Source organism: Methylocystis sp. L43 (assembly GCF_015709525.1).
Classification (GTDB): Bacteria; Pseudomonadota; Alphaproteobacteria; order Rhizobiales; family Beijerinckiaceae; genus Methylocystis.
On record NZ_JADNRA010000035.1, the window covers coordinates 306,236 to 331,651 of the forward strand.

The 25,416-nt window shown below is 59.4% G+C and carries 21 protein-coding genes, 2 tRNA genes and 1 riboswitch; of the genes, 15 read left to right on the forward strand and 8 right to left on the reverse strand.

What is annotated here, in order from left to right:
* Positions 1-4: 4 nt before the first annotated feature.
* Together IYX23_RS17740 and dgcA are read right to left on the reverse strand one after the other, a co-directional pair.
* Entirely contained in the window at positions 5-1,648 is a 1,644-nt protein-coding gene (locus tag IYX23_RS17740) for an efflux transporter outer membrane subunit (protein WP_246716922.1), read from the reverse strand.
* A gap of 45 nt (positions 1,649-1,693) precedes the next feature.
* Positions 1,694-1,755: riboswitch (Fluoride riboswitch) on the reverse strand.
* Between the two features lie 54 nt (positions 1,756-1,809).
* Complete coding sequence (gene dgcA, locus IYX23_RS17745) at positions 1,810-2,793, reverse strand: N-acetyl-D-Glu racemase DgcA (protein WP_196394279.1); 984 nt, start codon at positions 2,791-2,793, stop codon at positions 1,810-1,812.
* Between the two features lie 229 nt (positions 2,794-3,022).
* On the opposite strand from dgcA, the gene IYX23_RS17750 reads away from it, so the two are divergent.
* The 4 genes from IYX23_RS17750 to IYX23_RS17765 all read left to right on the forward strand — a co-directional run bounded on the left by IYX23_RS17750 (position 3,023) and on the right by IYX23_RS17765 (position 6,602).
* The gene (locus IYX23_RS17750; RefSeq protein WP_246716923.1) at positions 3,023-4,171 is read left to right on the forward strand and encodes an MlaE family lipid ABC transporter permease subunit; all 1,149 of its coding nucleotides are present in this window, start codon (positions 3,023-3,025) and stop codon (positions 4,169-4,171) included.
* Positions 4,172-4,179: 8 nt separating this feature from the next.
* On the forward strand, positions 4,180-5,034 hold the full coding sequence (locus IYX23_RS17755; RefSeq protein WP_196394280.1) for an ATP-binding cassette domain-containing protein: 855 nt from the start codon (positions 4,180-4,182) through the stop codon (positions 5,032-5,034).
* Positions 5,007-5,909: an MlaD family protein gene (locus IYX23_RS17760; protein ID WP_196394281.1), complete on the forward strand. Its 903-nt coding sequence runs from the start codon at positions 5,007-5,009 to the stop codon at positions 5,907-5,909. Before IYX23_RS17755 ends, IYX23_RS17760 begins: the two co-directional genes overlap by 28 nt.
* Positions 5,910-6,005: 96 nt before the next feature.
* Positions 6,006-6,602, forward strand: a complete 597-nt coding sequence (locus IYX23_RS17765) for an ABC-type transport auxiliary lipoprotein family protein (RefSeq protein WP_196394282.1) — start codon at positions 6,006-6,008, stop codon at positions 6,600-6,602.
* A 23-nt stretch (positions 6,603-6,625) separates the two neighbouring features.
* Here the strand turns inward: IYX23_RS17765 and IYX23_RS17770 are convergent, their stop codons facing one another.
* Entirely contained in the window at positions 6,626-7,432 is an 807-nt protein-coding gene (locus tag IYX23_RS17770) for a methyltransferase domain-containing protein (RefSeq protein WP_196394283.1), read from the reverse strand.
* A gap of 225 nt (positions 7,433-7,657) precedes the next feature.
* Here IYX23_RS17770 and IYX23_RS17775 point away from each other — a divergent pair, with 225 nt between their 5' ends.
* The 5 genes from IYX23_RS17775 to IYX23_RS17795 all read left to right on the forward strand — a co-directional run bounded on the left by IYX23_RS17775 (position 7,658) and on the right by IYX23_RS17795 (position 11,534).
* Positions 7,658-8,047 carry a 2Fe-2S iron-sulfur cluster-binding protein gene (locus tag IYX23_RS17775; protein ID WP_210330768.1) on the forward strand — a complete coding sequence of 130 codons (390 nt, stop codon included), beginning with the start codon at positions 7,658-7,660 and terminating at the stop codon, positions 8,045-8,047.
* 179 nt (positions 8,048-8,226) lie between these two features.
* Complete coding sequence (locus IYX23_RS17780) at positions 8,227-9,276, forward strand: NAD(P)/FAD-dependent oxidoreductase (protein WP_196394284.1); 1,050 nt, start codon at positions 8,227-8,229, stop codon at positions 9,274-9,276.
* Positions 9,277-9,314: 38 nt separating this feature from the next.
* Complete coding sequence (locus IYX23_RS17785) at positions 9,315-10,004, forward strand: 4'-phosphopantetheinyl transferase superfamily protein (RefSeq protein WP_196394285.1); 690 nt, start codon at positions 9,315-9,317, stop codon at positions 10,002-10,004.
* A 55-nt stretch (positions 10,005-10,059) separates the two neighbouring features.
* Positions 10,060-10,647: an SRPBCC family protein gene (locus IYX23_RS17790; RefSeq protein ID WP_196394286.1), complete on the forward strand. Its 588-nt coding sequence runs from the start codon at positions 10,060-10,062 to the stop codon at positions 10,645-10,647.
* Positions 10,648-10,829: 182 nt separating this feature from the next.
* Positions 10,830-11,534: a sulfate transporter family protein gene (locus IYX23_RS17795; protein ID WP_196394287.1), complete on the forward strand. Its 705-nt coding sequence runs from the start codon at positions 10,830-10,832 to the stop codon at positions 11,532-11,534.
* 17 nt (positions 11,535-11,551) lie between these two features.
* On the opposite strand, the gene IYX23_RS17800 is transcribed toward IYX23_RS17795, so the two are convergent.
* A complete protein-coding gene (locus IYX23_RS17800) occupies positions 11,552-12,583 on the reverse strand; it encodes a complex I NDUFA9 subunit family protein (protein ID WP_196394288.1) in 1,032 nt (343 codons plus the stop codon).
* Between the two features lie 184 nt (positions 12,584-12,767).
* Here IYX23_RS17800 and IYX23_RS17805 point away from each other — a divergent pair.
* Together IYX23_RS17805 and IYX23_RS20670 are read left to right on the forward strand one after the other, a co-directional pair.
* Positions 12,768-12,852: transfer RNA gene (locus IYX23_RS17805), tRNA-Leu, on the forward strand.
* 82 nt (positions 12,853-12,934) lie between these two features.
* Entirely contained in the window at positions 12,935-14,164 is a 1,230-nt protein-coding gene (locus IYX23_RS20670; RefSeq protein ID WP_348643686.1) for a tyrosine-type recombinase/integrase, read from the forward strand.
* Between the two features lie 476 nt (positions 14,165-14,640).
* Here the strand turns inward: IYX23_RS20670 and IYX23_RS17815 are convergent, their stop codons facing one another.
* The 3 genes from IYX23_RS17815 to IYX23_RS17825 all read right to left on the reverse strand — a co-directional run bounded on the left by IYX23_RS17815 (position 14,641) and on the right by IYX23_RS17825 (position 20,167).
* Positions 14,641-15,936 carry a hypothetical protein gene (locus IYX23_RS17815; protein ID WP_196394290.1) on the reverse strand — a complete coding sequence of 432 codons (1,296 nt, stop codon included), beginning with the start codon at positions 15,934-15,936 and terminating at the stop codon, positions 14,641-14,643.
* Between the two features lie 66 nt (positions 15,937-16,002).
* On the reverse strand, positions 16,003-19,233 hold the full coding sequence (locus tag IYX23_RS17820; protein WP_196394291.1) for a DUF262 domain-containing protein: 3,231 nt from the start codon (positions 19,231-19,233) through the stop codon (positions 16,003-16,005).
* A 388-nt stretch (positions 19,234-19,621) separates the two neighbouring features.
* Positions 19,622-20,167, reverse strand: a complete 546-nt coding sequence (locus tag IYX23_RS17825) for a recombinase family protein (protein WP_196394292.1) — start codon at positions 20,165-20,167, stop codon at positions 19,622-19,624.
* A gap of 273 nt (positions 20,168-20,440) precedes the next feature.
* On the opposite strand from IYX23_RS17825, the gene IYX23_RS17830 reads away from it, so the two are divergent.
* The 3 genes from IYX23_RS17830 to IYX23_RS17840 are packed head-to-tail and all read left to right on the forward strand — an operon-like array spanning position 20,441 to position 23,320.
* Positions 20,441-21,382, forward strand: a complete 942-nt coding sequence (locus IYX23_RS17830; protein ID WP_196394293.1) for a hypothetical protein — start codon at positions 20,441-20,443, stop codon at positions 21,380-21,382.
* Positions 21,379-21,723 (forward strand): hypothetical protein, encoded by a 345-nt coding sequence (locus tag IYX23_RS17835; protein ID WP_196394294.1) that lies wholly within the window; start codon positions 21,379-21,381, stop codon positions 21,721-21,723. Before IYX23_RS17830 ends, IYX23_RS17835 begins: the two co-directional genes overlap by 4 nt.
* Positions 21,724-21,760: 37 nt before the next feature.
* On the forward strand, positions 21,761-23,320 hold the full coding sequence (locus IYX23_RS17840) for a HEPN domain-containing protein (protein WP_196394295.1): 1,560 nt from the start codon (positions 21,761-21,763) through the stop codon (positions 23,318-23,320).
* A gap of 881 nt (positions 23,321-24,201) precedes the next feature.
* On the opposite strand, the gene IYX23_RS17845 is transcribed toward IYX23_RS17840, so the two are convergent.
* Positions 24,202-24,735: an HNH endonuclease signature motif containing protein gene (locus IYX23_RS17845; protein ID WP_196394296.1), complete on the reverse strand. Its 534-nt coding sequence runs from the start codon at positions 24,733-24,735 to the stop codon at positions 24,202-24,204.
* Positions 24,736-25,232: 497 nt separating this feature from the next.
* On the opposite strand from IYX23_RS17845, the gene IYX23_RS17850 reads away from it, so the two are divergent.
* Positions 25,233-25,317: transfer RNA gene (locus tag IYX23_RS17850), tRNA-Leu, on the forward strand.
* The last annotated feature ends 99 nt before the right edge of the window (positions 25,318-25,416 follow it).

Here is a 25,416-nt window from a genome sequence, read left to right on the forward strand (position 1 = left end):
GCGTTCAGCCGCCGCCAAGCGACTGGATCGTCTCGACGGCCGGCGTCAAAGGGTCGGTTTCGGGCGCCGGCTTCGGCGCGGCCGGCGGCGGACCATCGGCATAGCCGCCGCCCAGCGCCTGATACAAGTCGACGGCGGCGATCAGCCTGTCGCCTTCAAGCGCGCGCTGCGCGAAGCCGGACTCGAGAAGATCAACGCGCTCGGCGACGATTTCGCGGCGATCTTTGATTCCGTCGCGCAGGCGCGATTGCGCAAGGTCATACTGGGCGCGCGCAGCGCGCAGGTAGCGGCTCTGCGCCTCATATTCGGCGCGCGCGCGCTTGAGATTGGCGATGGCGTCGGCGACCTGCTGCGCCGCTTGCAGCAGCGTCTCATTATACGAGTCGACCGCCTGATCATAATCGGCGCGCTGAAACTCCAGGTTTCCGCTGAGGCGGCCGCCCTGAAAAAGGGGCAGGCGCAGTCCGGGCGAGACGGCGTAGCCGATCGCCGAGGGCGTAAAGAGATAGCCCGCGAGTTTGCTGATCTTCGTCGAGGTCACCGAGCCTTCGAAGCCGCCGGTGATCGCAAGATCAATCGAGGGAAGAAACATCGTTTTGGCGACGTGAACCCGGGCCGCCGCCGCCTCGGCGCGGCGCAGCGCGGCGGCGAGATCGGGGCGGTGCGCGAGCAGTTCAAGCGGCAGGCTTCGTGGCAGCGGCGGCGCCGCCGGCGCTGGCGCGCTCCGGCCGGCGTAAAGGTCGCGCGCGGCGTCGGGTCCTTCGCCCATGAGCCGAGCGAGCGCATCCTTCTGCAGCGTCACCAGCGCCTGCGCGGCCGCTTCGCGCCGGACGGCGTTTTCGAATTCGGCGCGGGCGATCTGCACCCCGTCCAAGGAGTCGAGTCCGGTGCGATAGCGGGTTTCAGCAAGCGCAACCAAATCGCGGCGCAGACGCGTCAAAGCTCTGGCGACCTCGAGCTGGCGCGCCGCGGCGTAGCCGCGCAGATAGGCGCGCGCGACCGAGGCGGTCAGCAGCAGGCGCGCCTGCTCCAGTTCGGCCTCTTGCGCCGCGGACTCGCCGATCGCCGAGTCGAGCAGAGCCCGGTTTTTCTGCCAGAAATCCAGCTCCCAGGTCAGCGCAAGCGGATTAATGAAGGCCATGGTCTTCTGCAATCCGCCCTGCGCCGGATTGTAGGAGGCTACGACGCCATGCAGCGGATTGCGGGATTGCCGCATGCCGAAGGTCGCCTGGACTTCCGGCAGGAGCCTCGCGCCGGCGACCTGCACGATGGCGTCCGCGCCGCGTAGAGTGTCTTCCGCTTTCTTGAGGCTTTGATTGTCGCGCAACGCCTTGTCGATGACGCCGTCAAGCTCTGCGCTGCAGAAAGCGCGCCACCATTCCTCGCGGGGCCAAGCGGTTTCGCCAGCGGCGGCTTTCAGGCCGGACCCGGCCAGCGTGCGCTCCATGGCGGGCGCGCCGAGAAATTGGGCGCGCTCTACCGTCGTCGTGGGCGCGCAGCCGGCGAGAAAAAGCGCGACTGGGGCTCCGCAGCACAGCCATCGCCGCCGGGTTGCGAGCCAAATCGCGCCGACGCCCCAAGCGGCGATGCTCTCGCGGCCAGGGCGCAGGCGGGAAGGCGCACGACGGGGCGCGGGCTCACTATGCAACAGACACTCCTACCCTGCGCCGACGATCTTTAAGAACGCGGCGGCGAGTTCGCAGGAGTCATCAGCCTTTCGGCGGTTATCGGGGGAACCCCATCCCCATCCGTTAATACTTAGTTTACGACAGAGCTACCGGTCAATAAGTTCAATGGCGACCTCGCGGGCTATCCCCAGAGCTCCGGCGCCGGGGGCATGAGGGTCGATCCCTCGTAGCACAGCCCGGGGACACGATCGCGGGCCAGAAGCAGAGGTCCGTCGAGGTCGACGAAGGAGGCGATCTGCCCCACGAGGACGGCCGGCGCCATGGCGAGCGACGTTCCCACCATGCAGCCCGCCATGATGGAAAAGCCCATTTCCTGCGCCGCGCGCGCCAGCGCCAGCGCTTCGGTCAGGCCGCCAGTCTTGTCGAGCTTGACGTTGATCGTGTCGTAGCGGCCCTTGAGCGGCGCGAGCGAGGCGCGGTCATGCACGCTTTCGTCGGCGCAGATCGGCACGGGTCGGGACATGGTCGCGAGAATGTCGTCCCTGCCCGCCGGCAGAGGCTGCTCGACGAGCGAGACGCCGTAATCGGCGCAAGCGGCGAGCTGGCGGGGAAGGGTTTCCTCCGCCCATGATTCGTTGGCGTCGACGATCAGGGTTGAGTCTGGGGCGCCCGCGCGCACCGCGGCGAGGCGCGCTTCGTCGCCCTCGCCGGCGAGCTTGATCTTCAAGAGCGGCCGGTCGGCCGCCCTTTCCGCCGCGGCGCGCATCTGGTCGGGCGCGCCGACCGAGATCGTGAAGGCCGTCACAAGCGGCGAGAGCGCCTCGAAACCTGCCGCGACATGGGCCGGAACGCCCGAAAGCTTGGCCTCGATGTCCCAGAGGGCGCAATCGAGCGCGTTGCGCGCCGCCCCCGCCGGCAGCAGGCGCTGCAGAGCGGCGCGATCGGCGCCGGCTTCGAGAGCGTCGCGCGCGCTTTCAATTGTCGCGACGACGCTTTCGGCGCTTTCGCCATAGCGGGCGTAGGGCACGCATTCGCCCCGACCGACGCCGCCGCCTTGAACCAAGGTCGCGGTCACGACTATGGCTTCGGTCTTGGCGCCCCGCGAAATCACAAAGCTGCCGGCGATCGGGTAACTCTGTATGGCTACAGACAGTTTTCGCTTCAAATCTCTCTCCGGCGCCCGCGTCGCTCGGGCGCGATGGCGCAGCGATGTGCGCCGACGCGCTTGCTGACGTCAATTCACGAAGTTATGACGTTTTTGCAAGAGGCGGTTTCGCAAGATGCTGCTTTGCAAGAGGCGGCGCGCCGGCCGGCGTCAGCGGCGCGCCACAATCGTCGGATAGGATGACGCGATCAATGAGCCGATCACTGACTCCAGCGCGGAGCGAAGCCCGATGACCGTCGCGGCGATGCAGCGTCCGCCCAAAGTCGCGCGCCAGTCCGCGACGGAGGGCGTGCGCCTTGCGCTTTCGGGCGACTGGACGCTGTTGGCCTCTCAGCGTCTCGAGGAGGAGGGGCGTCGAATTGTCGAGGAAGCGCGTCTCGACCGCACGATCGCCATTGATCTTTCGCAAGTCTCGCAACTCGATACGGCCGGCGCCTGGCTGATCAATCGCGCGCGGCATGATCTCGCGCGCGGCGACGTCGCCGTCACGCTCGAACATGTGCGGCCTGAATATTCGACCCTGCTAGATGAAACGCGTTATCGCGCCTTCGTTGCGCCTGCGCGGCCGCGGTTCAATGTCATCTTCGTTCTGCTTGCGGATTTTGGCGAATCCGTCGTGGACGCGCTTCGCGAATTTTACCGCGGCGTCGGCTTTCTCGGCGAATTCGTCTCCTCGATGATGTATGTGGCCGCCAATCCGCGGCGGTTCAGGCTCACGTCGCTCGTCGCGCAAATCGAGCTGGTGGGCTTTCGCAGCGTCCCCATCATCGTGCTGATCAACATTCTGGTCGGCGGCATCGTCGCGCAACAGGGCATCTTTCAATTGCTCAAGTTCGGCGCGTCCAGCTACACGGTCAGCCTGATCGGCATTCTTGTCTTGCGCGAACTCGGCGTGCTGCTCACCTCGATTATGATCGCTGGCCGTTCAGGCTCGGCGATCACCGCCGAACTCGGCTCGATGAAAATGCGCGAAGAGATCGACGCGCTGCTGGTGATGGGACTTTCGCCTTTCGAGGTGCTGATCGCGCCGCGCGTGCTCGGTCTGGTGATTTCCCTGCCGATTTTGACCTTCCTCGCCGATATGGCGGCGCTCTTTGGCGGCCTGCTCGTGGCCTGGTGGTATGGGGGGATCAGCCCCGCGGCGTTCGCGTCATTGCTCAAAGAAGCGATCGCGCTGCATACGTTTCTTGTCGGCATCATCAAGGCGCCCTTCATGGCGCTGGTGATTGGCCTCATCGCGTCGATGGACGGGCTGGCGACGCAGGGCTCCGCCGAATCGCTCGGCCGACAGGTCACCTCCTCGGTCGTGAAATCAATTTTCATGGTCATTGTGATGGATGGGGTGTTCGCCGTATTTTTTGCGGCGATCGACTATTGAGCGCGGCGATGGCCAACGCCTCGGCTCATGCCAGCGACGCTCAGGCGCGCCCCAACCGCGACGTCATTATCAGCGTGCGCGATCTCGTGGTCGGCTTTGGCGACAAAACCATCGTCAACGGGCTCAATCTCGACGTCTACCGCGGCGAGGTGCTCGGCTTCGTCGGCGGGTCCGGGCAGGGAAAATCTGTGCTCACCCGCGCGATTCTCGGGCTGACGCCGACGCGGGGTGGCTCCATTCGGGTTTTTGGGCAGGATCGCGACGCGCTGACGTCAGCGGAGCGGCGCGCGTTGGAACAGCGATGGGGCGTGCTGTTTCAGAACGGCGCGCTGTTTTCGGGCCTGACAGTGAAGCAGAATATTCAGATGCCGATGCGCGAAACACGCGACCTGTCGGAGCGACTGATGGATGAGCTGGCTTTGCTGAAGCTCGAGCTGGTCGGCCTCAGTCCCGACGCCGCGGACAAATTTCCGTCAGAATTGTCTGGCGGCATGGTGAAGCGCGCGGCCCTGGCGCGCGCCTTGGCGCTTGATCCCGAGCTTGTGTTCCTGGACGAGCCGACATCGGGACTCGATCCGATCGGCGCCGCCGAATTTGACGCGCTGATCGGCACGCTGCAGCGGACCCTCGGGCTGACCGTGTTCATGGTGACGCACGATCTCGACAGCCTGTATTCTATCTGCGACAGGGTGGCCGCGCTCGCTGAAGGTCGGGTCATCGCCGCAGGGCCGCTGGAAACCTTGCTCGCGTCCGACCACCCGTGGCTGAAAGCCTATTTCCACGGCGTGCGCGGCGGCAGACTGACTGCGGCGCGCGTTGACCAGAAGGACGAACAATGGAAACCCGCGCCAACTACGCCCTGATCGGCGCTTTCACGCTGGCGGTCGCCTTCGCCGCCTTCCTCTTCGTCTACTGGTTTTCCGGACCGAGCCAGCTTGGCCGGCAGGAAACGTTCCAGATTGTCTTCACAGCGGTTTCAGGGCTGACCCGCGGCTCCTCGGTGCTGTTCAACGGCGTGAAAGTCGGCGAGGTCACGCATCTTGGCATTTCCGAACAAGATCCGAGCAAGGTCGACGTGCTCGTCAGGATCGACAGCAGAACGCCGGTCAAGACCGACACGCGCGCGCGTCTCGAGACGCGGGGCTTTACGGGCGTTTCCGACGTCCTGCTCGTCGGCGGCACGCCCGGCGCGCCGCCTCTGACGGCGCAAGTGGGCCAGAAGTATCCCCAAATTCAGGCGGAGCGCTCCGAAATCCAAAATCTGCTGGTCAACGTTCAAAGCCTGTCGAAGAAGGCCGCCGACGTCCTCACGAAACTCGACAAGCTCATTGACGATAATGGTCCGGCCATCACCGCGACGCTCAAGAACGCTGAAACGGTCAGCAAGACGCTCGCTGACAACTCCGCTTCGATCACGACTTTCATCCGCGACGCGTCGGACGTCGCACGATCGCTTAAACCGGCGGCGGCGCGGCTCGATCAGCTGCTTGCGGCCGGCGAAAAGACGATCAAGGCGATTGATCCCAAGCAGATCAAGGCGATCGCCGGCAATATCGCCGGGGCCTCGGAACGCATCAACCGTTTCGCCGGGAGGGGGCTGCGGGAATATGAACAGCTTGCGGTGGATGGGCGCAAGGCCGTCGACACATTAGATCGCACGCTGCGTTCCGTTGAGAAAAACCCCTCACAATTCATCTTCGGGCCGTCTCAGTCCGTGCCGGAATATCAGGGCCGCTAAATCAATCCAAGGCGTGGCTTTAAGCGGATGCGCGGATCGTTTAGAAGGACGACGCGCCCGACGGGGCGCGCGGGCGAAATGGGGCGATGGGTCGGCATGAAACTGAAGGCGTCCGCTGCGACGCGACGGAAAGTCGTGCAGGCCACGGCGATCGCATCGCTTGCGTTTCTCGCGGCCGCCTGCGCCCAAGCGCCTCGCGAGACGTTCGATCTGACGAGCGAAACGGGCGCTTTGCGGAGCGTCGCGTTGCGCAGCGGCCCGGCCGTCTTCGTGCCTGAACCCGCAGCGATCGCGCCGACCTCCTCGGATCGGATTGTGGTTCGCGCCGGCGATGACAGCGTCGCCGTTCTTCCCGGCGTGCAGTGGTCGGAGTCGATGCCGCGTCTTTTCCAGCGCCGCTTGATTGAAGCGCTGCAGCAGTGCGGTCTTTCAGCCTCTTCCAATTTTGGCGCGCAAACAAAACTGCAGACGGACGTGCGGCGCTTCGAGATCGACCTCGCCCGCAATCTCGCCGTCATTGAAGTTTCCGTCCAGCTCGTCGACTCGGGCGGGGGCCGGGCGAAGGCGGCGCGGATTTTTGTCGAAGAGGCGCCGGCCCCGGAACACACCGGCTCGCCAGCGGCGCGGGCGCTCAGCGACGCGGCCGCGCGTATCGCGCTGCGCATCGGCCAATGGACGCGCGCCCGGTTATAGCAAGGCCGGCGGGGCGCACCCGTTCAGTCCTGGATCGAACCTTCCCACAGCATGATGTTCAGGCACGCGAGAAACGCGCCGCTTTGGGACGCCGCTTTAGACGCGCTCGACCACTCTTCCGCTTCGTCTCGCGTCAAGACGCCCGCGGACACGCAATTCTCCGTCACGCGCGTGAGGTCGAAGATGATCTCCGCCGCGTCGAGGCTTCTGACAATGAGCGCATGCGCCCTGCAGCCGATGTTTTCGACGCCGCATTTTTGGAGCAGAACGCCGATCTCTCGGCCGATGTAGGGATTGGCGAAAGACTTCTCCCATAGGCCCGCCAGCTTCGCCCCGGTTTCGAGTTTCCCGTTGTAGACGAAATATGTTCCCCAGTCGGGCTCGGCGACGACGATTCTGCCGCCCTTGCGCGTCACCCGGACCATTTCGCGCAGCGCCTCGATGGGGGCGCTGATGTGCTGCAAGGAGCGATCGATCCGAACGCCGTCGAGCTGGCGATCGCCGAAGGGGAGGCTGCGGGAGTCGCCGCCGACGAAAAACGCATTCGGAAGCCCCCGCGCCCGCTCTCGCGCCAGGCCAAGAAAGCCATGCGCCGAATCGAGCCCGAAGACGTCGGCGCGCGGGAAACGCCGCGCGAGTCCGATGACGTCGAAGCCGACGCCGCAGGCCACATCCAATATCTTGCTGTTTCCGGATATTTGCAGCGCGTCCCAGGTCTCTTGCTTGTAGCGCTTGAAAAAAGGCGTTTCATTCATGAAATCGAGACAGCCGGTCAGCTCCGACCGCAGCGCGCCATCCGCGTTCCGGAAGCTTAAAGCGATGTCTGTCATCTGCGCGTCTCTTTCGGCGTTTGCCGCTGAATGGCCTACGGTCGCGCGCGTCGGGAGGGGCTAGCGCCGCAAACGGACGGGTGCTAACTGAACGGCGACAATTTGGGCAGCGCTGGCGGCGCAACCGCACGACGCGCGGAAGAACAAGCGGCCCGCGGCTTCCTGCTTCAAGCACAGTCGGGAGCGCCGCGAAAGTCGCGCATGCATGAGGAAGAGACAGGCGTCATGGCGAAGATGAGCTTTGAGGATGCTGCGACCCGCTATGGCGCGGAGCCGGGGGGCGGCGCGCCGACAAAGGTCAAGATCACCTTCGTCGATTCTCAGGGTCAAGCCCGATCCGTCGAGGGCGAGGTTGGTTCGACCGTGATGGAGACAGCCCGGCGCAATGATATCCCCGAGATCGCCGCGGAATGCGGCGGCGCCTGCGCCTGCGCCACCTGTCACGTCTATGTCGATGAAAAATGGGCTGAAAAAACCGGCAAGGCGTCGCAGATGGAGGAGGATATGCTCGACTTCGCCTTCGACGTGAAGCCGAATTCGCGGCTGTGCTGCCAGATCACCGTAAGGCCGGAACTCGACGGGCTGGTCTTAACCACCCCGGCCCAGCAAGGCTGACGCGCAATTTTTCCAGACTGCGGCCGAGCGGGTTTGAATCTCTCGACAAATGCGATAGACGAACCGAACAGGGCGGCATTTGAAGCCGGCCGCCGTGCAACAGGCGCGCGCAGCGCCGGCCGGCGACGCGAACGGCGTCTTCGATCTTCGGCGTTTGAGGAATTAGTCGGGAATTGACGATGAACCAGCTTAAAGAAGCCGCGATCGAAACCGATGTCGTCATTGTCGGCGCCGGCCCGGCAGGTCTTTTTTCGGTGTTCGAACTCGGCCTGTTGGACATCAAGGCGCATGTCATCGACATTCTTCCGCGCGCCGGCGGCCAGTGCTCGGAACTCTATCCCGAGAAGCCGATCTATGACATTCCCGGCCTGCCGGTCTGCACCGGCCAGGAGCTGACGGACAATCTCCTGAAGCAGATCGAGCCGTTTCATCCGACCTTTCACTTCAACGAAATGGTCGAGACGCTCGTGTCGCTGGGAACGGCCGAAAAGCCGGAATTTCGCCTCAGCACCGACGCGGGAAAAATTTTCCACGCGAAGGTCGTCTTCATCGCCGCCGGCGGTGGATCGTTCCAGCCCAAGAAGCCGCCGATCCCGAAGATCGAGTCCTATGAGGGGACGTCGGTGTTTTACGCCGTGCGCCGTATGGAGGACTTCCGCGACAAGAACGTCGTCATCGTCGGCGGCGGCGACTCGGCGCTCGACTGGACGCTCAACCTGCACCCGGTGGCGAAAAGCATCACGCTCGTCCATCGTCGCGATCAGTTCCGCGCCGCGCCGCATTCCGTCTCGGCGATGCAGGAGCTCGTCGCGGCGGGCAAGATCGACTTCAAGCTCGGCCAGATCACTGCGGTCGAAGGCGAGGATGGCGAACTCGCGGGCGCGATCCTCAAGGGCAATGACGGCGTCGTAGAGAAGCTCGCCTGCGAGCGCCTGATGCCGTTCTTCGGCCTCACCATGAAGCTTGGCCCCGTCGCCGATTGGGGACTTCAGCTCAATGAAAACCTCATTCCCGTCGACACCGAGAAATTCGAAACGAGCCATCCCGGCATTTTCGCCGTCGGCGACATCAACTCTTATCCCGGCAAATTGAAGCTCATCCTTTCGGGCTTTCACGAGGTCGCGCTCGCCGCGCAGAAGGCCCATCGTTACGTCTATCCCGACAAGAAGCTGCTGTTCCAATACACGACGTCCTCGACCAATCTGCAAAAGAAGCTCGGGGTCTCCTGACGCCGGCCGACGCTGAGACGTCCACCGCCGTCGTCGATGTGTTTTGCATCGACGTCGCGCAGATCGCCGACGACGAATGGCCGAAGCTCGCTGCGCTTCTCGACGAAGCCGAAACAGCGCGGGCGGCGCGTTTCGCTTTCGAATCCGATCGCCGCGCCTATGTCGCCGCACATGCGCTGTTGCGCGCAAGCCTTTCCGAGCGCGCAAAAAGGATTGCGCCCGCCGCGTGGCGATTCGGCGCGACGCCGCACGGCAAGCCTTTCCTGGCGTCGCCGCGCACCTGCCTTGACGTGAGCCTGTCGCATACCCGGGGCATGGCCGCCGTGGCGATCGCGTCGGGACGCGACGTCGGCGTCGACGTCGAATCGTTTCTCAGGCCGCGAGACGCCCTGAAGGTGGCGGAGCGTTTTTTTGCGCCCGAAGAGGCGGCGGTCGTGCGCGCCCAATCCGATCCAGAGTCGCAAAGCGAGGTTTTCTTTGCGATCTGGACTCTCAAGGAGGCTGTATTGAAGGCCGACGGGCGCGGGTTAACGGGCGGGCTCGACAGCTTTGTCGTCAATTTGTCGCCGCTCGCCGTTAGCAGCGATTCCGGCGAGAGTTACGGCGTTGAGCAGTGGCGGCGCGCAGGTTTCTTCATCGCCGCGGCGGCGCGCGGCAAGGTCAATTTCCGCCTCATGGAAACGCACGCGGCCGCGCTGATCCAGGCTGCCGATTCATTTGAAGCCTGAGCCCGGCGCGCTAGTTGTGTCGCGGGTTCTCCTGGCGCATGCATTGGAGGGGTTTATGACTGGCTTGTTGCTCATCGTCTTGTTCTACGGCGCCGCTTTGCTCGCACTGGCCGTTTACCTCCAACCGGATAGTTTCGTGGTGCGGCGCGAGGCGGTCATCAATGCGCCGCCGCGCCAGGTTTTTGCCGCGATCAACAATCTGCGCAATTGGGAGTCTTGGTCACCCTGGGCGAAACTCGATCCAAACGCTGAAATCCAATATGAGGGACCCGCAGCGGGCCCCGGCGCCGCCTTCGAATGGTCCGGCGACAAGAATGTCGGCGCGGGGCGCATGACCATCGTCGACAGTCGACCGAGCGAGCGCGTGGATCTGAGGCTCGATATGCGCAAGCCCTTTGCGGCGGCTAATGACGTGACCTTTTTTCTCGCTCCCGACGGCGAACTGACGAAAGGTCGCTGGCTCGCGCGCACGCTGGGGTTGGGCGGCGACTCCGCAGCGCATAAGACTCATGTCGTTTGGAGCATGTCCGGCAACGTCAGCCTCGCGAGCAGGGCGATGAACATCTTCATGAGCCGCGAAAAGATGATCGGCGACACGTTCGAGAAAGGCCTTGAAAATCTTAGCGCGCATCTCAGCAAATAGCGTCAGGCCTCTAACCGCGCCGGCTCTTGCGTCGCGCGCTGCGAAACGCCATCTGGAGGGCGGCCGCTAGATTCATAGAGCGCTCGGCGCGAAAAACCGGCTTCCACTTTTTCGCAGCGCTCTAGGCGCTCTGCGACTTCCGCGGCGCGACGCGCCATGATTGATGCAGGTGATTGACTCGCATGACCGAAATGTTCGAGGCCGCTTTGGCGGCGCTGCGCCAGATCGTGACGCCGCCGTTCCGCGCGGTCCTCGTCAAGAGTCTGGGCATGACGTTCCTGTTGCTGGCGCTCGCCTGGGTGGGTCTCGATAAGCTCGCCATGTCCTTCGTGATGGTCGAGCATCCTTGGCTGCGGACGGCGCTGACCTATGCGACGGGCGCCGGACTGTTCTTCCTGATGGCGTTTCTCATCGCCCCCGTCTCCGTGCTGGTGTCGGGATTATTCCTCGACGATCTCGCCGATCACGTCGAAGCGGATCTTTATCCACCCGGACAGCACGGTCGCGCCATTCCGGCGACCCAGGCGATTTTCATGGGCCTGCGCTTCGCTGGAATTTCGGCGATCGTCAATTTCTTTGCGTTGCTGCTGCTCTTCGTGCCGGGAATAAACGCGGCGGCCTTCCTCCTCGCCAACGCCTATCTTTTCGGGCGCGAATATTTTCTCTTCGCCGCGACGCGCTTTCGTTCGCTGCAAGAATCGGAGGCGTTGCGCCGTCGCCATGCGCTATGGCTCTTCCTCGCCGGACTGTTCATCGCCGTCTTCGTCGCGACGCCGGGGCTGAATGTGCTGACGCCGCTCTTTGCCGTCGCCTTCATGACTCGCATCCATCGGATGCTGCCGCCACGCCCGCGTGGGGAAACGACGCAGTCCGCCCGCGGGCCCTAGTTCAGAACGCGACGTCGTCAACGCGACGCGGATTCGCCCAGCCGCTGCGTCTGATATTGCCCCACCTTGCGAAAGCGGTAGAGGTAGGTCGGCACGATCGACTCGATCGATTGCGGATCGGCGATCCCGAGACCTTGAAGCGTGCGCGAGTCGGCCTTCGCCGCGTCGCTGACGACATTGTCGTGCTTGAGCAATTCGACCTGATCTCGCGTCATGCGCAGGAGCTTCGGGAAAAGGCCTAGCGACAGCTTGGTCAGCATCTGCGTCACGCTGGCCATAAGCTTGCCGGTTCCGAAGGAGAGTTTCAGGATTCGGCGCTGGCGCTGCGTCACCTTCAGAACATAGCCGACGATCTCCGCGAAGCTTTTGATCTCCGGACCGCCGAGTTCATAAGCGACGCCGGGCTGGGCGCGGCCGGCGAGCGCGATCGCCACCGCGTCGGCGACGTCGCCGACATAGACCGGTTGGAATTTCGTCTCGGCGCCGACGATGGGCACGACAGGAAAGTAGCGCGCCATGGTGGCGAAGCGATTGAAGAAATCATCTTCCGGGCCGAAAATCACGGAAGGGCGCAGGATGACAGCGGAAGGAACCGCCGCGAGCACGGCGGCTTCGCCCTCGGCCTTGCTTCGCCCATAGGCTGAGGCCGACTGCGGATCGGCGCCGATGGCGGAGATGTGGACGACATTGTCGATGCCGGCGGCTTTCGCCGCCTCGGCGATCACACGCGCCCCGCCGGCCTGCACGGTCGAGAATTTCTGCGCGCTCGTTTCGGCGAGAATTCCCACCAGATTGACCACGGCCGAGGCGCCCTGCAGGGCAGCCGCGATCGATTGAGAATGGCGTACATTCGCCTGTACCGCCACCACCTGGCCGACGCGGCCGAGCGGCTGAAGAAAGAAGGCCAGGTCGGGTCGCCGGCAGGCGACGCGCACGCGCCAGCCGTCGCGCGCCAGCGCCCGGACGACGTAACGGCCGACAAAGCCGGAGCCGCCGAACACCGTCACCACCCGTCCTTCGCCAATGGTCTGGTTATTGTCGCCGATCATCGCGATTTGCTCCGCTTGCGCCGCGCCGGCTCCCGCCGGAAAAATGCTCGCTAAGGCTCTAGCGAAATTTGACGACGAAGGAAATGCGCGAGGCGGGCCCCGCCGCGACCGGGACGGCCATGCGGTTTTGGGAAAAGCGCGCATTGACACGGGGCGTCCGCTGCCCCTATGAGACGCGCTCTAAGCCCAGGTGGCGGAATTGGTAGACGCGCTGGTTTCAGGTACCAGTGGTGAAAGCCGTGGAGGTTCGAGTCCTCTCCTGGGCACCAGGTAACTGGTGTTTCGCTTTTAGTAGCAATGACTTAGGCAAGCTTTGGTCGCTCTTTCGGTGATACGAAGGGCGATACATCAGTGCGTCGATATGCCTTCTCTGAAGGATGTTTCTCCGTCTCCGTTCGCTATCTCACCTCAAGTCGCGATGGCGTCTTCTGGTACTACCGGCGCATCCCTACGGCAGCGAAAGCGAACCTCGGACTCACTGCCAATTTCGTTCGAGTGAGCCTCAGCACTCGGGATCGGTCCGCGGCGATACGCAGGATTGCGGAGGTCAACTCCAAGTATGAGGCTCAATGGGCGTCTGCTTCGGCCAAAGCCCGAACGGAGGAACACCTCACACTGTGGACACTGCTCTCTCAGCAGCCCGTCACTCAGACAGCGACAACAAGCGGCTCATCCTCTGAAGTTGCGGCCATCGTCGCCAATCCGGCTTCTCTTCTCCTCAGTGAAGCCCTGAACCTCTATCTGTCTCAACATCCAAAGGGCGAGAGCAAACGCTTGAGGCAGAACGCCCAGCTCTCCATCGGCTACGTTATCGACGCGATAGGCGACCTTCCCTTGGACCGTTATACGAGACAGAACGCCCTGGCAGTGCGAGACGCATTGCTCGCGAAGAGCAAGACGACCTCAGTCAAGCGGCGCTTCAACACGATCAACGCCGTTTTCAACGCGACCAACCACGAACACGCCCTGAAGCTCAACAATCCCTTCTCGGCGATTCGTATTGCAAACCTCGGTAACGACGCTGCGAAGCGGGAGGAGTTCACCCTTGAAGAACTCAAGACCCTCGCAGACGCTTGCCGACAGATGGCCGACGACAGGCGCTTCATCATTTCGATGATCTTGGACACCGGTGCTCGGCTCGGTGAGATCGTTGGCTTGCGAGCGTCTGACGTGTTTCTCTACGCTCCAGTGCCTTACATCCACATTCGGCCCTTCAATGGGAGGAGCCTGAAGACCACAAGCAGCGAACGAAAGGTTCCGCTTGTTGGTGAGGCTCTGTGGGCGGCAAACCGAGCGATTGAGGGTAAGGACCTCAGTGGACCGTTGTTCCCGGACTACGGGCCTGTGAAGGCCGACAGCGCCAGCAACGCCCTCAATAAGTGGCTCAGGGAGCGCCTCGGCATACCGAAGACCATGCACGGGCTGAGGCACACAATGAGGACAAGGATGAGGGTGGCTGCAATTCCAGAGGAGATTCAGAACCGGATTGGTGGATGGGCCGAAGGAGCCTCGGTCAGCCGTGGTTACGGCTCATACCCGCTGGAATTGCTCAAGGAGCATTTGGAGAAGGTCGTCAGCTAGCGTTGGCTTCTCGTCTTCAACTTTCACGAATCTATAACACATTAACGATTATTAACCTTTGCTTTGTAGTTCGCCATATCTGTAGATCCTTATCCGGTTTTTGGTTGTGGAATCATGGCTGGAGGGCCGTAAGTAAACGCCGGTCGACCAGCCTCCACATGGCCCCAGAATGAGTCAGAGAAGGCCGCGGGTGAGTCCTTCGCGCGACCCCGCCCCACACCGCCACCTCCAACAGCTAAAGCTCGCCTGTGACTCTCTACGGCCGTCTCTCGTCCAAGGAGGTCCAGAGCGCCTTCGCAGCCAATGTCAGGAAGTATTCCGGCTCCAGCGTCGCAAAAGTGTTTCCCGTATACTAATGTATTCAACTGCTACACTTCTCACTCCCCAACCTTCTATCTCCCTAGTGTAACCATTGTCACTGAGGTTACTCAAGTAACCTTAGGATGCTCAGTCATATAGAATGGGGGGAGAGAAGGTCATCTCACTGCAATGTCCACTTGTAGTGAAGTCTTATAGCTTGTCGCTATGAACTCCTTGGCCACCTCAGCATCCCTGGCCCTCACGATAACCGAGTCATGGATAGGGTAGGCTGGGATGCGATGGACCTTCATCAGCATGAAGATGGCTGCAAACACAGCGTCCGACTCGTGGAACTGAAGGTCGGCCCAAGTGTGACCTGAGTTCCCCCACTCAGCCAACACAGGGAACATGGCGACCATAGCTTCCTTGATCTTACTGACCTTCGGAGGAGCGATACCGTGCTTCTCTCGGTAGTCCTCCGCCAGCTTGTTTGGCCATCTTCGAATGTGGCCTTGGCTCCCGAAGGTAGCCAGCATCCAGAGTTTGACGGCATCTCTGTGGATTCCCTCCACCTCGTAAGGATCATAGTTCGGATCGAATGGCTGCTTCATTAGGCCGTGATAGGTGGCGAGGAAGCTCGCTCTTATGTCGACCTCAGTCGTCGCCTCACCATCAAGGGTGATCTTCGCCCGATCCTCCTTGCTCTGGAACTGGTATTGAAGCTCACCACGAGCATACAGGCGTCCGCCTTTGTTCCAATCGAAAGACGGCTTGTCGCCTTCATTGAAGTTTCTCACCAACCCTGTGAAGCGATACGGCCGCATCTCGAACTCGCTGAGGAACTGGTTAAGCTCCTTCATCTGCTTGATCAGACGGGTTGTGTATTCAGTTTGCGGGACGGGCATCATCTTGCCGCGCGTCTTGTTCTCTCCACGGCCCCTCGCAGCGGCCCTCAGCACAACCGGATTGGCTGGTAGTGGCTCAATGAAGTGGTCGCTTGTAACGCCCTCACACAGCGCCTTCAGCGCCGGTGTCATCCTGAAGCGGCTTGCGTGGCCTCCGGTGGCGAATGGACGCGCGGAAGGATCGAAGGCGTTAGCGGTCCAAAATCGCTTCCCCTCAACGTGCTGAAGCCAACCAAGGGCAACAAGTGACTCCACAACGAACTTGAAGGCGCGGTAACTCACCTCCTCGCCGGAGAACGCTTCAGTCTTCAACGAGCGATACACCCAGCCTTGCGCGTTCTTCCATGCTTCAGCGCGCAGCAAGTCGGCCAAGAATGCTCCTACAGCGTGGTGGATAGCGGCTTCGCGGCCTCGGTTCGTCCTGCGCTCGCATACTTTCGCCGACAACTTGGCGACCAGGGCGTCAGCTTCTTCGGTTATCGAATGTGCGATGAGGGTGGCGTAAATCCCACGCCGCTCCGTGGCGGTTTCGGTGACCTGGGCGATGATATTCAATTTTCGAAACATCCTCAGGTTTCGAGAGGGCACACAAGCAGTGTGTAGGACGCCAGCCGGCGGCTCTGAAGCGCTGTGTCAGTGTGTTGTTGCGCTAGTGGAAGGCTCAGAAACACTTCTAACTGCCAGCATCTCAATTACGTCGTTGCACGCGACAGTCGCTCGAAGAAGGCGGGCTTGGCTGACTTCGCGAACGTGCGCAATCTCGTTTCGCACCGGAGCGATGAGATCCACGGCTGTCTGCAATCGGCGCTTCAAGTCGTCAACTTTCGCCAACCTAGACCTCACCTCCTGCCAAACGCCGAAGGAAAAAAGCAGCGATGGAAGCTGCGCGAGATATAAGTAATCTACAATACTGAGCGGATCGGATCCTTGCGGCCGAGCGCGGATGGACCGCTTCAGCATCTCGCGTTCGCGCTCTGGAATGCTCGCTTCTATCTCCGTTGCTGCTGCGCCACCAAAACGCGCGGTATAGACCTCGCGCACCAGGGTGCGGAGTGCCCGCTCTGTGTCTTCTATGCGCTTCCAGACCAACTCGGCTCCGGGCACGAACCATGGCGGCGTCAGGGGTGCCGCATCTACTTCGCCACCGAGCTGTCGGAACGCGACTCGGATAATATCGGCCATACGTCTGCGTCTTTCGCCAAGGAATTCGTTGTATTCCATCTGCTCCCATGAAGGGGGGAGAGCGTGTTCAGCGCACATTCGGCCCCAGCGTTCATCATCGATCCTCAGCTCATTGCGCAGACGCGGCACATACGTGGCAGGACTTTGACCGCCAATAACGTTGTTTTCATGCCACCCAACGTCGGCGAGATTGGCCACTTGGTTGATCTGGCGGAGGTCCTCAATGCCGTGCGAGCGAAGCCATCTTACTGGAAATAGATGATGAGCCTCCCGAGCGGCCCTCCCGCCGATGGCGGGTGGAACAATGAGATTGTGGAGCAACTGGTCTGAAAACAGGACTCGTGCGCCGAGGACGACTTGTGCGGCTCGGAATGCCAGAGCGGCTGGAGCTCGTGCCTTTTGCGTCTCAAGCGCGGACACGAGGGACAGGCTCCAATAGTCATCCGTAAGAATCTCAGATAATGCCTTGTCGAGCTCGTGTACGAATCCATTATCATCATTCTGATCGACGCGGCTCAAGCGACTCAGGTCCTGTTCGAACGCGGTTTCCGAGGCAGTCGAATAGCGAGCGGTGAGCAATGATCCGAAGATCCAACGGGCGATCAGAGAGTCGAGCTTGGATTTTTGAACGCTCTGTTTTCGTCCGCGTGTGTAGAATGCGTATGCATTTACGATGGCGTTCTTAGAGGCGATTAGACTCTCGTTTAGGAACCCCGCATGCTTAACGCACAACAGGTAGTCCCGCCACGGCGTAGGCTCGATGCAGATCCTTGCGGCAGCATCAAGTTCGTTCAACAGCTGCAGCCGCTTCTCCGGGTCTGCTTCGCCCGTCACGGGATCTACGCCTCGCAGAAATCGGTAGACCGCGGACATGCGAGCACGACCGAAAGCCACGGCGCAGGCGGCCCGGAGAAGTTGCTGGGTGTCAAGACCAACGACCGATCCCTGCGACAATTCACGTGCGCGCTCCTCCAAGAGGTCGCGTAGCTCGCCGTGGTACACGGACAACAGGGTGAGGACGAAGTCAGCTTGGCCTAACCGGGCACCTTGATTGTTAATGCGGACGAAAATTTCGGCGACGTCTTCCTCTGTCGCTTCTTCTTCTTGCTTCGCAGCCGTTCTGCGGATCTCTACGGTAGGGAACCGGTAGTCTGCTATCGCGTGTGCGCGGTCGAGGTTCCGCTCGACAGCGTCCTCGTAACTCTCATCGATCATCCGCCCCTTCTCACGAAGAGCAGCCATTAGGTCTCGGCGGATTTGGGGCTTTGAACTTGTTGTTTGCCAAAGCACCGTAATGTTAGGAAGAAACTCAGGGTCCTTACGAATTGCCGCATCTGCAACTTCAAAACGTCCGTCCCGTGGTCGAAACGCAATTGCAATTCTTCGCACATCGCAATCTTTGCCAACGACCTCCTCGCCCTTCATTACAGCATAAAGAGATGTGAGCCGTTGTTGACCGTCTATCACCAATGTGGTCGCACCTAGATCTGGGCGCGTTGCGCCAAGCGCCCGAACCTCAGTATCGCCTGATGGGTGCCAAAGGACCAAGGTACCTACCGGAAAACCAATAAAGAGAGAATCAAGGAGATCTCGTACCTTTGTGTCCTCCCACACGAATGGTCGCTGGAGATCAGGTAATGCGATGACCCCTCGTTCAATATCACTGGCGAGCGAAGCAATAGAGCGCTGACCAGTTTCGAAGATCGGAGCTCTACCACGTACCCTTGGCTTTCTTGCAGTTGTGACATCGGCGTCGTCCGAGTCATCATCGAGGTCTGTAGCCGTCTGGTCTGGCTTGGGTTCGGGCTGAGGCAGTTCGCGACCCAGAATCGATGACAGGCATTTGATCGCTTCTGGCGCGTGGTCCTCCAAGCTAACAGATCGCCTGACACGCGTCATAGCGCCGTCAAGGAAGCTCTCAACGCCGTTCTTTAGTGCGGTACGAGCGGCTGTAGCGTGATCTAATGGGATGCTGAGTACCGCACCGCCGGGCACCCACTTAAACTCGTCATCAACCTCCGCGACAAGGTCGGATAGAACTTCCGCGTCAATAGGACCGATAACGCTAACTCTCAGCTTCGAGCGTCTTATCTCAAAGGCAAGCAGGCGGCCGGCCATGAGCCGAAGTCCATAGTCCGTTTCGCGTAAAAACCAACCGTCCCGCCGATACTCGTCAGCTGTCTCAACCGCCCATCCTAAGAAATCAAGAGCGGCGAAGCGCGCCCCTTCGTCAGGGATAGCGGCATGAAGCTTTTCCTCTATCCGCTCGGCGACACCGGGGCGCTGGTTCCAGCTGTGGTCCCCGAAATCGAACGTCGAGGGTGGATCCTCATCGATTCGTTCCTTGCGGAACGCCGCAATCTCGGGAAAGTGGTCCCTCAAATAGGCGACATCAAGCAGTGGAGGACAGTTGGCCAACAGGTTCTGTCCTCGCTCCGTAACCTGAAACCGTCCTGTTCCAACTGGTCGGAGTAGACCTGCTTTGACTAAGTATGTGCGTGCCCAACCAACGCGGTTGTAAAATTTTGTTTGCCCGCTCCTGAGAGGCTCAGCCATGTCGGCATCGGAGAGTCGAAATTCGTTGCCCAGCTGCTCGACTGCTTTAGCCAGCGTGTGCTCCTCTCCACCTCCCGCAATCCTTAGAAGGGGCAGTAAGAGCGTTTGGAAGTCGGGAACAGCCATTGGAGTGCCTATTGGTGCGTGCTTTAATGTTACACAATACGGTGGACCCCATTGGCCGCAGTCAACAGGTTCCCATACTGAGTGGATTTGAGGGGTTCAGCCGCGAACCCTGCCTCCCCCTTCAACCGCAGTCACATACGATGAGCGTTCCGTTCCGAGACCGGCATCCACAGCATGGTTGTCCTCCAGCAGAGGAGCTTGTTCCGAAGGCCGCAAAGTGCTCCTCATGCAAAGATTGCATTCCCGAATTTGCTTGCAGCGGTGGAAACCGACTCCTCAACCCGTCCAGTTTGTCTCAAAGGCCCTGACGCCGGACAAGCAGTGTCGCTATCTATTGGTATCTACCGGCGCATCACCGTTGTAATCCCGGAGGCCGCCACAGGCCATCCTACACGGTCTCCAGCACACGGTAGACACTCGCCCTCCCGATCCCGAGGGTCTTCGCTATCTCGGTACCGCCCCGGCCTTCTGCCTTGAGCTTCTTGATGGCTTCAGCGTCGATGGTCGCGGGGCGTCCTTTGTAGACGCCAGCCGCCTTCGCCTTCGCAATGCCCTCCATCTGGCGCTCTCTGCGCAGATTGGTCTCGAACTCTGCGAACACCCCAAGCATCCCAAGGAACGCCTTCCCGCTTGCCGTGGACGTATCGATGTTCGCATTCAGGACCTGTAGGGCTGCGCCGCGCTTTTCCAGCATCGCCACGATGTTGCTTAGGTCTGCAACCGAGCGCGCCAGTCTGTCCAACTTGCATACCACCAGCACGTCGCCCTTACGGATGAACTCCAGAACTGTGGCCAACTCTGTGCGACCATCTGTGGACGCACCGCTTTTCTTCTCAGACCTCACGACATCGCATCCGGCCTTCCGAAGAGCCTCGGTCTGAAGTTCGAGGTCCTGATCTTGTGTGCTGACTCTGGCGTAGCCGAACTTGGTCATGACGGAGGTCTCGAACTGTCTCGTTTGAGTTTAGACCATCAATGCCTACCGTCTCGAAATTCTGATGTCAACCCATATGAGACGCTAAAGCTGTCTCGCCGCAGCGTCTCGCCAGAGTATACTCATACAAGGCACGACGCGGGTCAGTTTCATTTCAGCTTCGAAGCGTGACGGTCATAGTGTAGACTTGCTTGTTGAACATACGAAATTGTTCAGCGCTCAATCAGTGCTGCGTGGATCGGTGCCAAATTGGCGCAAATGCGGGACTATCTGATGGCTGTCTTGGATCTTTTTTCAAAGCGAATAAAACGCGAATCTGGCGACACGCCGGACGTATACTCCTACGACCAAATTCCTCAGCAACTCCGCGTTCAAACAATTCACATCTGGCGCGACGCAATCGGCAACCCTGAGGAAATCTCGAAAATCAACTATCAGGTAATTAGTAGTTCATACGAGACAATCGCGGCGGCTCTACGTCGCGAATATGGTGTCTTTAGATTGAGCGGACGCCCCGGCGACTCGGCAATAAGAGAGCTTGAAGGGTTTCTCGTCAGTGAGGAGGATATTTTAAAGGTCTTAGATGTTATAGAGCTTTCCTTTCGCTACATTGACAGAGCAACAAGAGCTGGAGGCTACTTGCAGAGATACGAACGCGCTGGCGAGATTGCTGATGACGCAATCAGCGAGTTAAACGCCCGTTTTAAAGAACATGGTATCGGTTATTTCTATTCGGATGGGATAATAATACGGGTAGACTCGGAGCTAATCCACAAGGAAGCTGTTATACCTGCTCTAGTTGTTCTACGCAATAGGCAATACCAAAGCGCAGAGCAAGAGTTCCTTTCAGCGCACGAGCACTACAGGACAGGCAAGAATGCTCAGGCGTTAGTTGACTGCTATAAGGCGTTTGAGAGTGTGATGAAGATAATCTGTACAAAGAGGAGTTGGCAGTTCGATAAAACAAAAGCAGCGGCGCACCTAGTTGATGTTTGCCTATCGAACGGTTTGATTGCTACCTTTTGGCAGAATCACTTTACCGGCCTTCGACAGATATTGGAATCGGCCATCCCCACCCCCCGCAATAAGATTGCCGGCCATGGCGCAGGTGCCGTGACGCCCGTCGAACCATCCGCGGAATTGACCGCATACGTGTTGCACATGACAGCAGCTACAATACTGTTTCTCACTGAGGCTGAGGCCAACCTCCCGTGAATAAAATCCACCAGATCGCACTGCTCTACGCCCTCCCTATAGCTCTCAGCTCTGATGCACTCGCGCAAACTCTGGCCATCGATGAAATGGCTATGATCTTGGCCACAGCTTCCTACGTGTCCTCAAGGTGCGGATTGCGGGCCAATGATGAGCCGATTGCGGTCGTAGTGGCGAACCGAGGTTACGACTACCGAGATTTCTTGCCAGAGGGACGCTACGGGAACGTCGTCATGGTGAAGCTGAAAAAGGCTTACGAGTTTGAACGGCAGCATGGCCGAGCGTTTTCTTGTGACGCAACAAAGAAGGTAGCGCTTGAGTTCCTTCCGGACTTGTATCGCTGACAGGTATAGTCCTCATCAGACTGGCGTCGCATCTCACTTGACCAATCAAAGCGCCCAGTTGATCCTCGAGGATGCATCGATGCGCTTTCTTCCCTTCGAAGAGCACATTCTTAATTGCGGCGTGCGCATCCGACAGCGCTTGGTCATGGCCTATTATGCCGTCATTCATCACATGAACACGCAAGAAGCACAGCCGCCCAAATCCGTCGCACCGAGCGGGACAGACATCGAGTCTGTTCTTCGTGTCTTCGTGCGCGGCGCGGTGTCACAGCTCTCTGATGCTATGCGAGGTTCCCGCACAGAGTTTATTGAACATAGCCGATGGGACCGCGGACCAGATAACCATTTTCGCGAGCGCAAGGCGCATACGCTGCTGCTGTATCGGACACTGGATGACGAATGGTTAGCTTCTCTCCCCGATTATGAAAAATCGATTATGTGTCTGAAATCAGACGAGACTATCGGGCGGCATCTCGACGCGTTGGTAGGCACAGTATACCATCGTCGCCGCATTACCGCAGACTCAGTTCTGACATCGCTTTTGTACGCAATGCTCGACGACCAAGGAGCCCTTGCGTTCACGGATGAGAAATTCCAACGCAAGTTTAGCGAGATGATCGATTTTTTTCGCGAAGATCAAATTGCTTTCAAGACAGTTTCACCTCTTCCCGGATTCAGCTCACAGTCGCTCCCCATTGTGCTCAACGGCGAGATCGTTATAGACCGACTGTCCGATGATGAGGTGACTCGCTGCTATGAAGTCGGGGTAATTCGGCCGGATTCACTCAGGTTTCCAATTATTTGGGATCAGCAAGCAGTGGGAATCCGGAGGACGGTGTGCTTGCCGAAACTGATCCTACAGGACGATGAGTCGCCCGAGCTGCCGGAAGCTGGAGGAGAGGGACTTTACGGCAGTCGCCCAATTTCACGAACGGACCTCCTGCTCGACGACGTTCTTTCGGCGCTGCGCCTGCTTAAGCACACGAAGATTCGCGCCTCAGGCACTGCGAGTTGGATTGATTACCGGTTATTTGACTCGGGAACCCAATTCCAAGTGTTCGAGGGGCCACTGTGGCACAGCAGAGATGAGTTTTCAGAAAGCGATGTCTCAAGTTTTTTGGCGATTTGGCGTCTGCTGGAGGGGGGAGCGACCTCCTTCGCTTTCAGCATCCACCGTTTCAATCTTGCCTTCGAACGCAGACTACCCTTCGATCGAATCGTCGATCTGGTTATCGCAGCAGAGGCATTGTTCTTGGGTGATCTGGACGAACAGTATCGTGGGGAATTGCGATACCGGTTCGCCTTGCGAGCTGCGAAATTCATAGAACACCCGACCTACAGTGAGGGCGAAATCTTCCGTGTGATGCAGCGGGCATACGATGCCCGAAGTGCAGTCGTGCATGGTGGCTCGCCGAAAGACACGCGGTTGCCGGACAATAAAATCGCCGACCTTTCGACCTTTATTGGCTCTGTTGAAGAGCTTGTAAGGCTTGGATTGCGAAAGGCGCTCTCGATGAACGGGGATGCAAGCAAGTTGCGCCAAAGCGACTACTGGAATTCGCTGTTACTCTCTATGACTAAATGCTCGCGCCAGTAACCGGGACGAGTCCATGTCCTTCACCTCTTACAAGTGCGAGGTCATTTGATGGGGCCTCTGCACCCGACACCATTGCTCGGTTAATGCGGGCTGTCACAGACTGCAGAAGAGAAGTTGTGTATCCATTAGATCGAAGTCAGGCTGAAGGTCGCAGGTATGTTCCGCAGCGAACCTTCAGCGTGGACTTTTGCATTAGGCGTTTGGATGGTAATTCTGAGAAGGCGGGCTAAGCCTCGCGAAGCTGTGTTCTGTTTGAGCTAACTCCGTTCTCCATGACGTAGCCGTGCGCTCACAACCAACGGCGCAGCCCTTCGTCTCACACTGGCGACCACAGCTATCTTTGCGCACAGGTGGTGAACCCGAACGCGCCACTTCGCAGGTCTCGACATCATTTAAATTCGGTTCCATCCGGCATGGGTACCCTTTGGGAAAACTCGGCCACTCCCACCACTTCACAAAACTGCCTGAAAGGGCCGAACCGTGGTGAAACCTTTGCTCGCGGTGTCGCCTTTCAATACGTCGAATAGTTGAAGCCTGAGTAGGTGCGGCTGCAAGCCATAGTCACCTGCCGCTTATCGATGCTCTGGAGAGCCGCTTCGGCCCTCGAAAGCCGGTTCCCAAACTCCCGCTGAGCCGCCTCAGTCCGCATCTGTTCAACCATACGGCCGTTGGTCTGCATCTGTCTGCACTGGAGGTAAAGCGCGGTGCCTCTCTCGTAGCCCATGCTGAGAGGCGGCTTTGTCGGTGCCGATGAGTTTGGTGTTAGCGCCCTTTTTTTTCTCACCGGCATTTAGTCGCCGTAGATGCGTCAAACTGGAGTACGCCGACACAGTCCGCAACCCTTCGCTTAGACGCATCCACGTTGGCTTTAGCCCATTAAGCTATTGCGAGACTCTCTCCGAGAGGCTTTCGCGGAAGGCTCTCCGCGCTTTCCATTCTCTCTTCCACTTACCTACGGTGCTGACTCCAGCGTTAAACAGCTTCGCAACGGCTTTGCGCGCTACTTCGGGATTCAGATGCATAAAGACCATGGCCGCCTCTCGATCTTCGTGTTCCTCGAAGAGCTGTCGTTCAATTGCCGTCTTCAACTCGTGTTCCTTTTCAGTCAGCAGTTGAAGATGCTTTAGGTTCACACAGGCTCGATTCCGGCATCTGTGGTCGATTTCGTGGCCGTCCGGTATGGGTCCGTTCACCTGCTCCCAAACAAACCGGTGAAGACGTAAATTCTTCCCCCCGACGCGAAGCTGAGCATAGCCGCGCCCATTGGGCTTGTGGCTTACGCATTCGATGCAGTCCCCGTGAACCGGGGTTCCGTCGATGTCCAGGGTTTCACAGGGTACCCGTCTGAATTGGAGGGGCTTGGCGTTTCCGTGAGTAACGGGCCGAACGGCGTCAAAAAGTTCTTCGATATTCATGTTTCTCCGTTTTCTGGTCGGGCCGCGAAGGAAATCCCCACAGCATTCTGAAATTAGCGTGTAATTTTCAAAAATGAAAGCATAAAATCTGTATAATATCATTTTAAGCTTATGAAACACGATTAACAGCGGAATTATGTATTACTACTACTATCCATATAAGTCATGTTATGAGGTTGTGGCTACAGATACATCTGAGTAAGCTAATAACGACACTATAAGCGAACTAATGGTTTTATATGAGGGCTGCTGACACCGATGAGGCTGCTGATGTGAGAGGAGTAACTGAGGTGCGACTATGGGTTGACCTCCAGGTCCGAATAGATGAGGACACCTCGGGTCTTTGGGTGATACATCGGGTGATACATTCCGCTTCCGAGCAGAGCTGTGTCGCTTGAAGTGGAAGGCGAACCAAAGTAACCCTCAAGCGATGTGAGCCTCCATAGCTCGCCGAAGTCATGCTTTGCCGTCCGCTGCCCCTATGAGACGCGCTCTAAGCCCAGGTGGCGGAATTGGTAGACGCGCTGGTTTCAGGTACCAGTGGTGAAAGCCGTGGAGGTTCGAGTCCTCTCCTGGGCACCAAATCAATGCGCGTGCTCGTCCAAATTTATACGAGATTGTAAGAAAAACAACAGTTTAGCGATCAATCCGGGTCCAAGGCAGTCCAAGGGCGTCCGTTGG

What these genes read in the sequence shown, in the direction of transcription:
- IYX23_RS17750 (WP_246716923.1), top strand. Translation starts at nt 3,023, where the DNA reads ATGACCGTCGCGGCGATGCAGCGTCCGCCCAAAGTCGCGCGCCAGTCC.
- IYX23_RS17755 (WP_196394280.1), top strand. Translation starts at nt 4,180, where the DNA reads ATGGCCAACGCCTCGGCTCATGCCAGCGACGCTCAGGCGCGCCCCAAC.
- IYX23_RS17760 (WP_196394281.1), top strand. Translation starts at nt 5,007, where the DNA reads ATGGAAACCCGCGCCAACTACGCCCTGATCGGCGCTTTCACGCTGGCG.
- IYX23_RS17765 (WP_196394282.1), top strand. Translation starts at nt 6,006, where the DNA reads ATGAAACTGAAGGCGTCCGCTGCGACGCGACGGAAAGTCGTGCAGGCC.
- IYX23_RS17770 (WP_196394283.1), bottom strand. Translation starts at nt 7,432, where the DNA reads ATGACAGACATCGCTTTAAGCTTCCGGAACGCGGATGGCGCGCTGCGG.
- IYX23_RS17775 (WP_210330768.1), top strand. Translation starts at nt 7,658, where the DNA reads ATGGCGAAGATGAGCTTTGAGGATGCTGCGACCCGCTATGGCGCGGAG.
- IYX23_RS17780 (WP_196394284.1), top strand. Translation starts at nt 8,227, where the DNA reads ATGAACCAGCTTAAAGAAGCCGCGATCGAAACCGATGTCGTCATTGTC.
- IYX23_RS17790 (WP_196394286.1), top strand. Translation starts at nt 10,060, where the DNA reads ATGACTGGCTTGTTGCTCATCGTCTTGTTCTACGGCGCCGCTTTGCTC.
- IYX23_RS17795 (WP_196394287.1), top strand. Translation starts at nt 10,830, where the DNA reads ATGACCGAAATGTTCGAGGCCGCTTTGGCGGCGCTGCGCCAGATCGTG.
- IYX23_RS17800 (WP_196394288.1), bottom strand. Translation starts at nt 12,583, where the DNA reads ATGATCGGCGACAATAACCAGACCATTGGCGAAGGACGGGTGGTGACG.
- IYX23_RS17815 (WP_196394290.1), bottom strand. Translation starts at nt 15,936, where the DNA reads ATGTTTCGAAAATTGAATATCATCGCCCAGGTCACCGAAACCGCCACG.
- IYX23_RS17820 (WP_196394291.1), bottom strand. Translation starts at nt 19,233, where the DNA reads ATGGCTGTTCCCGACTTCCAAACGCTCTTACTGCCCCTTCTAAGGATT.
- IYX23_RS17825 (WP_196394292.1), bottom strand. Translation starts at nt 20,167, where the DNA reads ATGACCAAGTTCGGCTACGCCAGAGTCAGCACACAAGATCAGGACCTC.
- IYX23_RS17830 (WP_196394293.1), top strand. Translation starts at nt 20,441, where the DNA reads ATGGCTGTCTTGGATCTTTTTTCAAAGCGAATAAAACGCGAATCTGGC.
- IYX23_RS17845 (WP_196394296.1), bottom strand. Translation starts at nt 24,735, where the DNA reads ATGAATATCGAAGAACTTTTTGACGCCGTTCGGCCCGTTACTCACGGA.